This window comes from Streptomyces sp. So13.3 (genome assembly GCF_005860785.2).
In the GTDB taxonomy this organism is placed as follows: Bacteria; Actinomycetota; Actinomycetes; order Streptomycetales; family Streptomycetaceae; genus Actinacidiphila; species Actinacidiphila fildesensis.
The window spans coordinates 4,839,850-4,852,826 of sequence record NZ_CP048835.1 but is presented as its reverse complement, the minus strand read 5'-3'; the positions used below and the strand labels follow the sequence as shown (position 1 = coordinate 4,852,826).

12 protein-coding genes are annotated in these 12,977 nt (G+C 67.4%); 2 read left to right on the top strand and 10 right to left on the bottom strand.

Features of this window, described 5'->3' with window-relative positions; all coding sequences use genetic code 11:
- Window positions 1–69 precede the first annotated feature (69 nt).
- Window positions 70–534: a PPOX class F420-dependent oxidoreductase gene (locus C8250_RS21825; protein ID WP_138356281.1), complete on the top strand. Its 465-nt coding sequence runs from the start codon at window positions 70–72 to the stop codon at window positions 532–534.
- Window positions 535–559: 25 nt separating this feature from the next.
- On the opposite strand, the gene C8250_RS21820 is transcribed toward C8250_RS21825, so the two are convergent.
- The 4 genes from C8250_RS21820 to C8250_RS21805 all read right to left on the bottom strand — a co-directional run bounded on the left by C8250_RS21820 (window position 560) and on the right by C8250_RS21805 (window position 5,826).
- Window positions 560–1,387, bottom strand: coding sequence for a YceI family protein (locus C8250_RS21820; protein ID WP_138356280.1), 828 nt, complete (start codon window positions 1,385–1,387; stop codon window positions 560–562).
- 309 nt (window positions 1,388–1,696) lie between these two features.
- Window positions 1,697–4,162 carry an MFS transporter gene (locus tag C8250_RS21815; protein WP_138356279.1) on the bottom strand — a complete coding sequence of 822 codons (2,466 nt, stop codon included), beginning with the start codon at window positions 4,160–4,162 and terminating at the stop codon, window positions 1,697–1,699.
- Window positions 4,163–4,173: 11 nt separating this feature from the next.
- Window positions 4,174–4,704: a MarR family transcriptional regulator gene (locus tag C8250_RS21810; protein WP_138356295.1), complete on the bottom strand. Its 531-nt coding sequence runs from the start codon at window positions 4,702–4,704 to the stop codon at window positions 4,174–4,176.
- 186 nt (window positions 4,705–4,890) lie between these two features.
- Window positions 4,891–5,826 carry an aldo/keto reductase gene (locus C8250_RS21805; protein WP_138356278.1) on the bottom strand — a complete coding sequence of 312 codons (936 nt, stop codon included), beginning with the start codon at window positions 5,824–5,826 and terminating at the stop codon, window positions 4,891–4,893.
- Between the two features lie 149 nt (window positions 5,827–5,975).
- Between C8250_RS21805 and C8250_RS21800 the strand changes: the two genes are divergently transcribed.
- Window positions 5,976–6,164, top strand: a complete 189-nt coding sequence (locus C8250_RS21800; RefSeq protein WP_138356277.1) for a hypothetical protein — start codon at window positions 5,976–5,978, stop codon at window positions 6,162–6,164.
- Between the two features lie 37 nt (window positions 6,165–6,201).
- On the opposite strand, the gene C8250_RS44485 is transcribed toward C8250_RS21800, so the two are convergent.
- The 6 genes from C8250_RS44485 to C8250_RS21770 all read right to left on the bottom strand — a co-directional run bounded on the left by C8250_RS44485 (window position 6,202) and on the right by C8250_RS21770 (window position 11,384).
- Entirely contained in the window at window positions 6,202–6,981 is a 780-nt protein-coding gene (locus tag C8250_RS44485) for a hypothetical protein (RefSeq protein ID WP_274599401.1), read from the bottom strand.
- Between the two features lie 44 nt (window positions 6,982–7,025).
- Window positions 7,026–7,856 (bottom strand): RNA polymerase sigma factor SigF, encoded by an 831-nt coding sequence (locus tag C8250_RS21790; protein WP_138356276.1) that lies wholly within the window; start codon window positions 7,854–7,856, stop codon window positions 7,026–7,028.
- 168 nt (window positions 7,857–8,024) lie between these two features.
- Window positions 8,025–8,852, bottom strand: coding sequence for an RNA polymerase sigma factor SigF (locus C8250_RS21785; RefSeq protein ID WP_138356275.1), 828 nt, complete (start codon window positions 8,850–8,852; stop codon window positions 8,025–8,027).
- A 232-nt stretch (window positions 8,853–9,084) separates the two neighbouring features.
- Window positions 9,085–9,378, bottom strand: a complete 294-nt coding sequence (locus C8250_RS21780) for a Dabb family protein (RefSeq protein WP_138356274.1) — start codon at window positions 9,376–9,378, stop codon at window positions 9,085–9,087.
- Between the two features lie 28 nt (window positions 9,379–9,406).
- Window positions 9,407–9,571 (bottom strand): hypothetical protein, encoded by a 165-nt coding sequence (locus tag C8250_RS21775; protein WP_187144938.1) that lies wholly within the window; start codon window positions 9,569–9,571, stop codon window positions 9,407–9,409.
- Window positions 9,572–10,088: 517 nt separating this feature from the next.
- Window positions 10,089–11,384: a pentapeptide repeat-containing protein gene (locus tag C8250_RS21770; protein WP_138356273.1), complete on the bottom strand. Its 1,296-nt coding sequence runs from the start codon at window positions 11,382–11,384 to the stop codon at window positions 10,089–10,091.
- Window positions 11,385–12,977: the final 1,593 nt, after the last annotated feature.

The window sequence follows — 12,977 nt, the reverse complement described above, 5'->3', positions numbered from 1 at the left end:
AGACCTGAGGCCTCCGGGGACCGGCGTGCGCACCGGCCCGGCAGGGAGCCGCGCCGCTAGTGTTTTGGCATGGCTCCCAAAACGATTGCCACCAACACCAAGGCGTCCCTCGACGAGCTGCTGGAGTTCGTCCGCCCACGCCACCGCGCGATCCTGCTCACCACCCGCGCGGACGGCCGGCCCCAGGGCTCGCCGCTGACCTGCGGTGTCGACGACTCCGGGCGGATCGTCGTGTCCACCTACCCGGAACGCGCCAAGACGAGGAACGCCCGGCGGGATCCGCGCGCCAGCGTCATCGTCCTCTCCGACGACTGGAGCGGGCCCTGGGTGCAGATCGACGGCTCTGCCGAGGTCATCGATCCGCCGGACTCCGTCGAGCCGCTCGTCGAGTACTTCCGCAACATCTCGGGTGAACACCCGGACTGGGACGAGTACCGGGCCGCGATGATCAAGCAGGGCAAGTCGCTGATCCGCATCACCCCGGAGCGCTGGGGCCCGATCGCGACCGGCGGATTCCCGGCCCGCCTCGCGTAACGCCCCCGGCACCCTGGCTCTCGCGCTACGACCCGGGCAGTTCGGTGCCGCGCACCGCCTGGATGGCGAGTTCGACCTTGAGTGTGGTGCCGATGGCGGCGATCCCGGCCTGGACGACCTGGTTGTAGTTCATCGCGAAGTCGGCGCGGCGCAGCTCGGTCGTGGCGCGGAAGGCGGTGCGCACCCCGCCCCACGGGTCGGGGCCGGTGCCGAGGTACGCGAGGTCGAGATCGACGGGCCGCGTGACGCCGTGCAGGGTCAGTTCGCCCTGCACGGTCCAGCGCTCCTCGCCGGCCGGCTCCAGGCCGCCCGTGCTGCGGTAGGTGATCTTGGGGTGGACCTCGGCGTCGAGGAAGTCGGAGGAGCGCAGATGCCCGTCCCGCAGGGCGTTGCCGGTGTCGATCGACGCGGCCTCGATGACGGCGTCGACGGATGACGCGGCGGTCCGCCCGTCGATCTCGATCCGCCCGCCGAACACGGTGAACCGGCCCTGCACGCTGGAGATCCCGAGGTGCTGGGCGGTCGCGGTGACGGAGGAGTGCGCCGGGTCGATGGTCCAGGTGCCGGGCGGCGGCAGTTCCACGCCGCCCGCGCGGTTGAGCGTCACGGTGCCCGCGTCGGCGGACCCCGACGCGGTGACGATCGCGGTCGAGGCGGCCGGCAGATACCCGATCGCCGTCACGATGGCGGTGTAGGAGCCGGCGGGCAGCGGTCCGGTACGGACGACGCCGTCGGAATCGGCCTCCTGCCGGTCGACCTGACTGCCCGTCATGTCGGTGACGGTCAGCACCGCGTGCGAGACGGCCCAGCCGTCCCTGGTGCGTACGCGGGCCCGCAGGCCGTGGCTGCTCATCGAGGTTCGCCTCCCGTGACGTGCCGGTGTCCCGTGGGCCCGGCCGTGGTGCTCTGGTGCGGTGGTGCAGTGGTGCCGCGCTGCTGTCGATCGCCGGGCGGGCCCGTTCGACGGAGCCCGCCCGGCGAGGGGATCCGGTGCGACGGCCTCGGCCGTCCCCTGCTCCGGCCGTCGCTCGGATCCCGATCCCTCCGGACCGGCCCGCACCTCTCCGCAAGGCACGCGGGCCGATCGTCCGGAAGCCTGTCCCCCGAAGTCCGAAGTCCGAAGTCCGACGGTCCGGAGTCCGGGGGCTGGGGGCTGTTCCCGTTACCCCTCGGGGTGGTTGAGCTCGACGTCGAACTCCTCGGCCCCGCGCCCCTGCACGCTCAACGCGGTGGCCAGCGGCGGGTAACCGCTCGCGACGAGCGAGTACTCGCCCGCGTCGAGGTCCGTGAACGCGTACGCGCCGTCCGCACCCGTGGTCGTGGTACCGGCCACGTTCCCGGCCGCGTCGACCAGGACGACCTTGGCGTCCGGCAGCGGCCGCCGGTCGGCGCCCGCCCGTACGACGCCGCGCACCTGCGCGCCGGGCTGGAGCACGACCTCGACGCGGGTGGCGCCGGTGCCGCCGACCTCGACGGGCAGCGCGGCCGGCCGGAAGCCGGGGGCGTTCACGGCGACGGTGAAGTCGCCCGCGGGCAGTTCGGCGAAGGCGAACCCGCCGCCGTCACCGGTCTTCCCGGTGCCCAGCACCTCGCCGCGCACATCGGTCACGACGACCATCGCCTCGACGACCGGCAGGCTGTCGACCGCGCCCAGCACGGTCCCGGTGAGCCCGCCGGCGCCGCTGAGCACCACGTCGAACGGCAGGGGCGCGTCGCCGACCAGCACGGTCGACGCCTGCGGCTGGTGGCCGTCGGCCGCCGCGATCAGGACGTACGAGCCGGCGCCGGGCGCTTCGAGAAGGTAGCGGCCGTCGGAGCCGGTGACGGACCTGCCCAGCTGCTGTCCCTGGAGCGAGATCAGCGTGACCTTGGCGTGGTTGATGGCCGTACCGTCGGTGATCCTGACGATGCCGTGCACGGGCGTGCCGTCGTCGCCGGACGACACCGGCCGGTCGTCCAGTATCGCCACCGGTGTCATGGCGGCCACCTCCTTGGCGAAGGAGGTCGCGGGCAGGGTCACCTCGGCACCACGGGCACTTCCACCGGCGGCGGCAGCCGCTTCCGCTCCCGCGACCTGCTGCAGACCGCTGTTGGTCTTGAGCGCCACCTCCTTGACGAAGATCACCAGCAGCAGCGCGATGAGTGCGAACGGTGCCGCGTACAGGAAGACATCGCCGATGCCACGCCCGTACGCGCTCTCCACGACGCCCTTGACCGGGGCCGGGAGCTTGGCGACGTCCGGGATGCCGCCGCCGTCGCCGCCCTTGATGCCGAGGGCCGCCAGGCCGTCGGACACCAGGCTCGTGACGCGGCTGCCGAGGACGGCGCCGAGCGCCGAGACGCCGACCGCGCCACCGAGCGAGCGGAAGAACGTGACGAGCGAGCTGGCCGCGCCGAGGTCCTCCGGCTTGACCTGGTTCTGCACGGCGAGCACGAGGTTCTGCATCATCATGCCGATGCCGAGACCCAGCAGCGCCATGTAGATCGCGACCTGCCAGTACGGGGTGTCGTAGCGCAGCAGGCCCAGCGTCGCGGCGCCCGCGGTGAGGAGGACTCCGCCGCCGACCAGGAATCCCTTCCAGCGGCCGGTCCTGGTGATGATCTGGCCCGAGACGGTCGAGGAGATGAACAGGCCCGCGATGAGCGGGATGGTCATCACGCCGGACATGGTCGGGGTCTTGCCGCGCGCGAGCTGGAAGTACTGGCTCAGGAAGACGGTGCCGGCGAACATCGCGACGCCGACGAAGAGGCTCGCGAGCGAGGTGAGGGTGATCGTCTTGTTGCGGAACAGCCGCAGCGGAATGATCGGCTCGGACGCCTTGGACTCGACGAACAGGAAGACCAGGCCGAGCAGGAAGGCGCCGGGCACCATCACATAGGTCTGCCAGGACATCCACGGGTAGTTGGTGCCGCCGAGCGAGACCCAGATCATCAGCAGGCTGACGGCCGCGGAGATGAAGAACGCGCCGGACCAGTCGATCTTGACCTTCCGCTTGACCACCGGCAGGTGCAGCGTCTTCTGCAGCACGATGAGCGCGATGATCGCGAACGGTACACCGACGTAGAAGCACCAGCGCCAGCCGAGCCAGTCGGTGTCGACGATGACGCCGCCGACCAGCGGGCCGCCGACGGTCGCGACGGCGAAGACCGCGCCGAGGTAGCCGCTGTAACGGCCGCGCTCCCGCGGGGAGATCATCGCCGCCATGATCACCTGGGTGAGGGCCGACAGACCGCCGGCGCCGACGCCCTGGAGCACCCGGCAGGCGATCAGCATGCCGGGGTTGGTGGAGAACCCGGCGATGATCGAGCCGAGTACGTAGATGACCAGGGCTATCTGGATCAGCAGCTTCTTGCTGACCAGGTCGGACATCTTGCCCCAGAGCGGGGTGGTGGCGGTGACCGCGAGCAGGGCGGCGGTGACCACCCAGGTGTACGCGCTCTGCCCGCCGCCGATGTCCGCGAGGATGGTGGGCAGGGCGTTGGAGACGATCGTGGACGACAGGATCGCCACGAACAGGCCGAGCAGCAGCCCGGACAGCGCCTCCATGATCTGCCGGTGCGACATGGGGGCCGCGGGCCCACCGTGGGCTTCCGCCTCCCGCACACCGGTCGGTGTGGTTGTAGCCATCTTCATCCTCGTCAATTCGCGTGTGTACGGGGTGTGTGGGCCGTGCCGGTGCCGGCCGTGGTGGCCGGGTGCGCTGCGTGGGCCGTCCGGGCGTGCGGGGCGTGGGCCTTGGGCCGGCAGTCGCCGAAACTCAGGCGCAGCCGGTCCAGCAGGCCGGACAGCAGGTCGACGTCGTCGTCTGACCAGTCGCTCAGATGGGCCGCCAGCACCTCGGCGGCACGGTCCGAAGAGGCGGCCAGCACCTTTTCGCCGTGCGGGTTCAGGCGCAGCAGCCGGGATCGTTTGTCGAGGGCGTCGGGAGTGCGGTCGATCCAGCCGCGCTCGGCGAGATAGGCGACATGTCTACTGGTGACCGATATATCGATATCGAGATATTCGGCGAGCCGGCTCATCCGCATCTCGCCGTACCGGCCGAGCACGGTGAGCACCGCGACGGTCGAGGGCGGGGTCTCGGGCGGCAGTGCCCGGCCCACTTCCCTGCCGACGCCCATGACGACGCGCAACTGGCGGGCGAGCTCCGCGCAGTGCTCCTTCGTCGCCACAGCCCCGCCGATCGTCTCATCGTCCAATTGGTTGCCTTGAGCAACTGTAGGGGTGGTTGGTTGCTACAGGCAAATGAATCTGCGCCCTAGGCGGTCAAGAATCCCCAAAGGAATCGCCCGCCTCCAGTAAAGCGAGACGGGCGATCCCCCCGATGGGATAAGCGAGTGCTACGTCATATCCGCAGGTCAGGCGGACGCGGCCGTCAGCCGGTCCAGCTCCTCGGCCGTCAGCTTCAGATCCGCCACCGCCAGCAGCGCTGGCAGCTGCTCCACGGTGCGCGCGCTCGCGATCGGCGCCGCGACGGTCGGCTGCGCCGCCAGCCAGGCCAGCGCCACGGTCGCGACCTCGGCGTCATGCGCCTGCGCGACCTCGTCCAGCGCCACCAGCACCCGCTGTCCGCGGCCGGTCGCCAGGTACTTCCCCGCGCCGCCCGCCCGCGGGCTGTCCACCACGGTGCCGGTCCGGTACTTGCCGGTCAGGAAGCCGGAGGCCAGCGCGTAATAGGGGACCGACGACAGGCCGTGCGAGGCGACCACCTCGGCCATCGCCCCCTCGTAGTCCGTGCGCTCCACCAGGTTGTAGAGCTGCTGCAGGGCGACGTACGAGGCCAGCCCCTCCCGCTCGGAGAAGGCCAGCGACTCCGCCAGCCGCTCCGCGGAGATGTTGGACGCGGCGATCTGCCGCACCTTGCCCTCGCGCACCAGCTCGTCCAGGGCGCCGAGGATCTCCTCGACGGGGATCTGCGGGTCGTCGAAGTGCGTGTAGTAGAGGTCGATGTGGTCCGTGCCGAGCCGGCGCAGCGACGCCTCGGCGGCGGCCCGGATGTTGTCGGCCCGCAGTCCCTTGAAGTCCGGGTGGCTGCTGACCTTGGTGGCGACCACGATCGCGTCCCGGTTGCCGCGGGAGGCCAGCCACTTCCCGATGAGGGTCTCCGACTCACCGCCCGAGTTGCCCGGGACCCACGCCGAGTAGCCGTCGGCGGTGTCGACGAAGTTGCCGCCGGCCGCCGCGTACGCGTCCAGTACGGCGAAGCTCTGCGCCTCGTCGGCCGTCCAGCCGAACACGTTGCCGCCCAGGGCGAGCGGGAAGACGTCCAGATCAGATGTTCCGATGCGTGCCATGGGCACCTACAACCGGCCGGGAGCCGGCGGTATTCCTGCGGGGAGGTGACAGGGGGAGGTTCCGGCGGACGTGACGGGGACGTGGCGTCGGTCTCCCAGGCGCACCCGGGGGTGCCCGGGATTCCGCTTGTTCGCTAGGGTCGGGCAGCATGTCGAACCCTGAGAACAACTACGACCCCGCCGGCGACACCCAGATGTTCCGCGCCTTCGTCGAGGAGCCGCAGCAACTCCAGCAGCAGCAGGCCCAGACCGGGTCCGGCAAGCGCACGGGCCTGATCATCGGCATCGTCGTCGCCGTCCTGGTGATCGCCGGAGTCGTCGCGCTCGCGATGCGCTGACGGCACCGCCCGACGGCACGGGACCGGACCGCGTCGCTCACGTAAGGGTGACGTCCCGGGTCTCGATGTGCATGCCCAGCGGAACCCGCCAGGCATCCACGCAGATCTCCCAGGTCTGCACCTTGGAGGCGCCGCCCGCCAGGGGCACCGGCACCGGCTTCGTGGTCTCGATCGTCGCCCAGTCGATGCCGAGGCCGCCGATGATGTGGGTGCCGAAGGTGACGCTGCCTGAAGTCGCCGCTCTGCCGCCGGAATTGGTGAAGGTGACCGTCACCTTCTCGCACCACCGGTCCGCGGCCGGAGCGCGCTTCGGCGTGCTCACGGTCAGCCGCGCGGGCGATGCCGGCGGCGTCGTGCCCGGTGGTGGCGTGTGCGGTGGGGTCGTGCCGGGTGGTGCGGGTGCCGTCGAGCCGCCGCCTCCCGGCTGCGACGTCCCCGGTGAACCGTTCCCCGGCGTGCCGGAGCCCCCGGGCGTGGTTCCAGGGGTCGTCCCCTGGCCCCCCGTCGAACCGGGAGCCGATCCGGGAGCGCTGGGGCCTGATCCGGATCCTGGGGTCGAGCCCGGTGCGGACGGTGTGCCACTGCCGGGTCCCGGCGGTGCCGGGCCGTCCAGCGGCACCATCACGACCGGACCGACCGGCGGTACGTCCCCCGTCGCGTCGCCCTGCGAGGGACCGACCCCGCCGACCGCCACGTACCCGTCGTCGCCCGCCGCTCCGCAGCCGGCCGTCGTCATCGCCAGCAGCAGGGCCACGCCAACCGCCGGGACGGCGAGTGCCGCGCCCCGGCGGCCAGACATCCGTGCTATCGCGACCATCGCGCCAGTCTACTGACGGAACGTCAGCGAACCAGCGGGCCGGTCTATTCCGCTGTCAGGCCGTCCCGGAGCTGGGCGAGCGTGCGGGTGAGCAGCCGGGAGACGTGCATCTGGGAGATGCCGACCTCCTCGCCGATCTGCGACTGCGTCATGTTCGCGAAGAACCGCAGCATGATGATCTGGCGCTCACGCGGCGGGAGTTGGGCGAGCAGCGGCTTGAGCGACTCGCGGTACTCCACGCCCTCCAGCGCGGTGTCCTCGTAGCCGAGGCGGTCCGCGAGGGTGCCCTCACCGCTGTCGTCCTCCGGCGGCGGCGAGTCGAGCGAGCTGGCGGTGTAGGCGTTGCCGACCGCGAGGCCGTCGACGACGTCCTCCTCGGACACGCCCAGGCAGACCGCCAGTTCGGCCACCGTCGGCGACCGGTCCAGCTTCTGCGCGAGTTCGTCGCTCGCCTTGGTGAGCGCCAGCCGCAGTTCCTGCAGCCGCCGCGGCACCCGCACTGACCACGACGTATCGCGGAAGAACCGCTTCACCTCGCCGACAATGGTGGGCATCGCGAACGTCGGGAACTCCACGCCGCGGTTGCAGTCGAAGCGGTCGATTGCCTTGATCAGGCCGATCGTGCCCACTTGGACGATGTCTTCCATCGGCTCGTTGCGGCTGCGGAAGCGGGCTGCCGCATACCGAACAAGTGGCAGGTTCAGCTCGATGAGCGTGTCACGCACATAGGTTCGTTCCGGGCTGTCCTGTTCCAGTTCCGCAAGGCGCAGGAACAGCGAACGGGACAGTGTGCGGGTGTCGATGGCTTCGCCGGTGCGTGCATCGATTGGTGCGCTGGTACGGCGCACCTGAGGACTGCCCACCTGAACGGACATGCCACCCCCTTGAGGTCGCGGACGGGTGTCGCGAGCGACGGTTTGTTCCTCCACCTGAATACCGGAGGCCGGGTCGCGACAAACGCGGTTCCTGCAGAATGTCACATGTCGGCAACACGCTGTAGCGCCAAGTCGACATATTTCTGCAGGACCGTTCCTCCCCAAGAGTTACGCTTCGAGCTGGTTTGCGGACCTCAGCCGGGCGAAGCTGCGGGACAGCAGCCGGGACACGTGCATCTGCGAGACGCCCAGCTCGGCACTGATCTGGGACTGCGTCAGATTGCCGAAGTACCGCAGCATGAGGATCCGCCGCTCCCGTTCGGGCAGCTGTACGAGCAGATGCCGGACGAGGTCGCGGTGCTCGACCCCGACCAGCGCCGGATCCTCGTACCCGAGCCGGTCCAGCAGCCCCGGAGCGCCGTCGCCCTCCTGTGCGGCCTCCAGTGAGGTGGCGTGGTACGCCCGCCCCGCCTCCAGGCAGGCCAGCACCTCCTCCTCGGCCAGCTTGAGCCGCTCGGCGATCTCTCCGGTCGTCGGCGACCGGCCGTGCAGCACCGTCAGGTCCTCGATCGCCCCGCTCACCTGGACCCACAGCTCATGGAGCCGGCGGGGTACGTGAACGGTCCGCACGTTGTCCCTGAAGTAACGTTTGATCTCCCCCACCACGGTGGGCATGGCGAAGGTCGGGAACTGCACCCCGCGCTCCGGGTCGAACCGGTCGATCGCGTTGATCAGCCCGATGGTGCCGACCTGGACGACGTCCTCCATGGGCTCGTTCCGGCTGCGGAAGCGGGCTGCCGCGTAGCGGACGAGGGGTAGATTGACCTCGATCAGCGCGGCGCGTACGCGTGCGTGTTCGGGTGTTCCGGGTTCGAGCCCGGAGATCTCCTCGAACAGCACGGTCGTCAGCGCACGCGCTTCCAGGGCATTGGTATTGGGCGTACTCGTCCTACTGCGGGCGAAAGTTGTTGACGCCGTTCGGGCCGACACGGACACACCACCCCTCATCGGTCCACTCATCCGGCAAAAGCGGTCATAGCATCACAATTCATGTGCACTGTACGCAAGCACCTAATAACGCCGTGTTGGGCGGTGAGTTGACCTTGGCGGGACACGACAAAGCCCCCCGCCCGGTGGGCGGGGGGCTGAGCGACAGGCCGTGTGACCGGCCGTGGGACGGGCCGGGACGGGTGCGGCGGCTACCGGGCGGACCGGCGGCCAGGCACCGTCAGAAGGGGTAGTCGGCGATCACCCAGGTCGCGAATTCACGCCACTGGCCCGCCGCCGCCTGGTGTGCGGGGTGCTCCAGATAGGTCTTCAGATCGGCGGCGTCCGCGACCGAGGAGTTGATCGCGAAGTCGTAAGCGATCGGCCGGTCGGTGATGTTCCAGCCGCACTCCCACGAGGTCAGCTCGGGGATCAGCCCGCCGAGCTCCTCGAACGCCTTCGCTCCGGCGGCGACCCGGGACTCGTCACGGCCGACACCGTCATTGAGCTTGAACAGGACCAGATGGCGGATCACGCGGGACTCCTCACCGGCAGCGCGCCGATCAGTTGACCAGCTCGTGCATGAACTCTCCGATGCCTCTTGCGGCGTTCGAAATGCCCTCGAACCCTACCTGCACAAGATCGGCGGCGCGCGCTGGCTGCGTGATGATCGTGTAGAGCACGAAGACCACGAGTACGTACATGGTGACTTTTTTCGCCTGCGCCATGCCCCTTGCCCTCCCCGGCAGCAGTGGCAGCCCCCACCGGCTGTCCCCAGCGTGCGATTGGTGGAGTCTATCCATCGAACGGCCTATTCAGCGGCCCCGCCAGCGGTTCAACCGGCGCTTTAGCACGAAGGTCCCCTTCCTCCTGCCCACATCCGGCGGCCCGCCCGGACGCGCCGTCAGAAGCCGGGAACGACGAAAGCCCCGGCTCGCACGAGCCGGGGCTTTCGTCTTTACTACTGGGTACTGCTCGGTACTGCTCAAGAGCGGTAGCGGTGGGATTTGAACCCACGGTGAAGTTGCCCCCACACACGCTTTCGAGGTCAGCACCCGTGTCCGGGGAGCCCGCGGGGAGCCGTCCAGGACCGTTCGCGCGGGTCCACACACAGCCTGTGACCTGGGCGGACCGGTCTGCCGTACGGCCGTGAACGGAGCCGGACCGAGCCGAACGAGACGGAAACTGAGACGGAGCGCGGTCCCTGAGTCTGGCCAGCCGAAGGCCGGGGAGGACGAGCAGCAGTCAGGACTGAGGCGGTGCTCCCCCTCCCCGACCGCTGATATGCGCCTGCAGGGTGGCGCTGGCGGAGAGCTCATCAGGAAGCTGGGTGGTGTCCGTGGGCCAGGCCGCCAGAATCTGCTCAAGGGTGAGGCCGACACTCGTGGAGAAGTTGGCCCCCTCAAGTTGGGACCCATCCAGTTGGGTCCCTGCTAAGACCGCTTCGCGCAGGTCTGCGTTCTTTAGATCAGTTCTGTGTAGAAGGGCATCACACAGATTGGAGCGATACAGCGTCGCTTCGTCGAGATGCACAACGTATCCGCTCACCTCCCGGAGGTCGGCGTTGATCAAGAGCGCGCCGCTGAGGTGGGTCTCACTCATCCGGGCTCGTCGCAGGTCCGCCCCGTTGAGGAGTGCGCCCTCGAGGTGGGCTCCAATCAAGAGGGCTTCCCGCAGATCGGCGCCCTCAAGGAAGGCCGCACGTAGGCTAGCGCCGGCGAGACCTGCGCCTACCAATGAGGCTCTCGTTAGATATGCATTGTCCAAGATCGCTGAGGTTAGCTCCGCTTGGTCCAATCGCGCATCAGTCAGATGGACCCCTGACATGCGCGCGCCACCAAGCTCTGCTTCCTCAAGGTTGGACCCGGACAGATCGGCCGATTCCAGGCGAGACCCTTGCAATCGGGCCCTGTGCAAATGGGCTCCACGCAAGTCCGCACCCCGTAAATCCGTCCGCCTGAGGTCGACTCGGAAGGGCTCCTCCTGCACGGGTCTGCGGCCGAGAACGGTCAAGGCCGCTTGAACATGCTCTGCCGGTCGCAGATCTGCGTCATCAGCAGGCGCTGCTGCATCTAGCCCTGGCGCAGGAGCATGCTCGCGGATGAACGCTGCCAGCACCTCCACGACGGTGGCGTGATCCTTCGGGGAGTCGCGCATCACCCGTTCCAATGCGTAGATCCCGCCCAGCCTCTTCGTGAGTTCCGGTGCTGCGATCAGGCCGATGGCGGTGGCGTAGCGGTCCGTCATCTGACCTTCACGAGTGAGGTCCGCCTGCTCACGATCTTTTTCGCGTACGTGTTCGAACAGCTCTCGCGTGTGTCGGAAGTTCCGATCCGTATAGAACAGACCGAAGCCAGCCACAACGCCGGCCCCCACCGCGACGACCGCCGTCCTGAACCCCGTCACTACTGCTCCAGCGCCAGGCGTCAAGCTCGGTCCGAGGTGGGCGCCATCTGCCCACCACGGTCCCTTCCAGAGCAGTAACACGAACACCACGATGCCGAGCGTCGCCGCAACCCACCCAAATACGCGTCGTCTCATGCCCCGGGTCTACCGCAGAGGGGCTCCGCCCGCGCCGCTTCCAGAAGTGTGTAGCAAGACTGTCGATCGGCCTCAACTTAGGCGCCCGTAGAATGAATGGCGATTGGTGGGACTTTCTGTTTCGACTGTTCAAGGTTTATAGATGAATCACAATGGACCAATTCGGCCAGTATTAGGCAAGGAGCCCGGCGGAATTGTGGTACTAGAGCCGTACAGACTCGAATAGCAGGAATTTATTTGCACAATATCCTCGGTTCCATTTCCCCAAATCAGGCGAATTTCCCGATCCATTGCAAAATTTGTTCGAAATCCAGTTGGCCTCAAAGTTAGCACCGCAGAGGATTTTCCGGGGAGCATGAACGGAATCGGAGGTTGAGAAGCTTCCCATGATTCGTATCGAAAATTCTCGCGATCACTGTGTGTTCGAGTGCCGACTACGTAGACCTGTTCCACCATTCCTCCAGCGCCACCGCGATTTTGGATCCTTATCACAATCATCCGGCGATTTCGCCTTTTGTCAGGGAATGCAACTTCCCAACTTGCTTCGACTTTCGGGCGGAATGACGAATTTATCAATTGTCGGTATCCGATGTAGGCAGCCCCTAGACCCACGGCCCACGTGGCCGAGGATCCGACTATCCAAGTACCGACAGCCAGCGTTACATCCTCTGCAGGCATTCTAGCCGCCGTTTCTCCTCGGAGCCGTTAGTGATGCTTCGGGCAGTGGCATCGGAAGACGGGTTTTCTTTCGTCGACCAATGGCTGGCACACGCAAAGTTTGCAGCAACCGCCACAGTCGCCAGTTTTTCCAGGATCGCAGGGAGAATCGTTGCAAAGCATTGAGGATTCGAAGACTATGTCGGAAATGCTGGTCATTCGTTCCTGCTCCCACAGGTCTCCAATAATTCGCAGTCGCCCCGGGTGGCCGCCAATGGATGAGAATAGCTGGATGTCCCCACCCTTGTTGCGGTGATCGTCGGGGAGGAAAAACGCGGATTCTTTGCCCTCCGCTACGGCAGTCCAACGAATTGCATCTGCCTCGCTGACGTCCATAATGTTCTGATGGCTCGTTGTCTCTGCCCAGCGTTTACGCCATATAGATATATCGACCGAGGGAACTCGTGATCCGATTTTCATTGAACGAAGCAACCGGGATTGTGGGTGCTTTGGGGGTATTATCTCCGCCGTCATGAGTGACTGCACAAGACTGGAAGTGGTTGCATTGGGAGTCGAGAGAGAAGCCCCTAGTTCTGAATTCTCCGCCAGTATATGGACGAGAATATTCATAATCGCTCCAGGTCTGCCGCGACTTTCGTATATGCCCACGCATTCCGGTTCTGGCCTGTAGGCACCAGGTTCCTCCTCATGGCTGGCGTTCGCCACCGGAGGCGCTACGCGCGCTGGGGCGCCTACCTACCCTCCCAAGAGCAACGCCGCTGGAATGCCCGGGGCACACTGGCTCGCTTGATGGGGCAGGCTGACGACGGACCGGCCGGCACCACCAGCCAGTGGCTGACACATGGTGTGTCTACGGCGCTTCGCAGGTTGGGCTGCAGGCTTGGTGCAGTATGCAGACTGAAAGAAGGAATTCTG

Excerpts from the sequence above, each read along its gene's own strand:
- C8250_RS21770 (WP_138356273.1), bottom strand. The coding sequence starts at position 11,384 with ATGAGACGACGCGTATTTGGGTGGGTTGCGGCGACGCTCGGCATCGTG.
- C8250_RS21825 (WP_138356281.1), top strand. The coding sequence starts at position 70 with ATGGCTCCCAAAACGATTGCCACCAACACCAAGGCGTCCCTCGACGAG.
- C8250_RS21790 (WP_138356276.1), bottom strand. The coding sequence starts at position 7,856 with ATGTCCGTTCAGGTGGGCAGTCCTCAGGTGCGCCGTACCAGCGCACCA.
- C8250_RS21820 (WP_138356280.1), bottom strand. The coding sequence starts at position 1,387 with ATGAGCAGCCACGGCCTGCGGGCCCGCGTACGCACCAGGGACGGCTGG.
- C8250_RS21805 (WP_138356278.1), bottom strand. The coding sequence starts at position 5,826 with ATGGCACGCATCGGAACATCTGATCTGGACGTCTTCCCGCTCGCCCTG.
- C8250_RS44485 (WP_274599401.1), bottom strand. The coding sequence starts at position 6,981 with ATGGTCGCGATAGCACGGATGTCTGGCCGCCGGGGCGCGGCACTCGCC.
- C8250_RS21775 (WP_187144938.1), bottom strand. The coding sequence starts at position 9,571 with ATGGCGCAGGCGAAAAAAGTCACCATGTACGTACTCGTGGTCTTCGTG.
- C8250_RS21800 (WP_138356277.1), top strand. The coding sequence starts at position 5,976 with ATGTCGAACCCTGAGAACAACTACGACCCCGCCGGCGACACCCAGATG.
- C8250_RS21815 (WP_138356279.1), bottom strand. The coding sequence starts at position 4,162 with ATGGCTACAACCACACCGACCGGTGTGCGGGAGGCGGAAGCCCACGGT.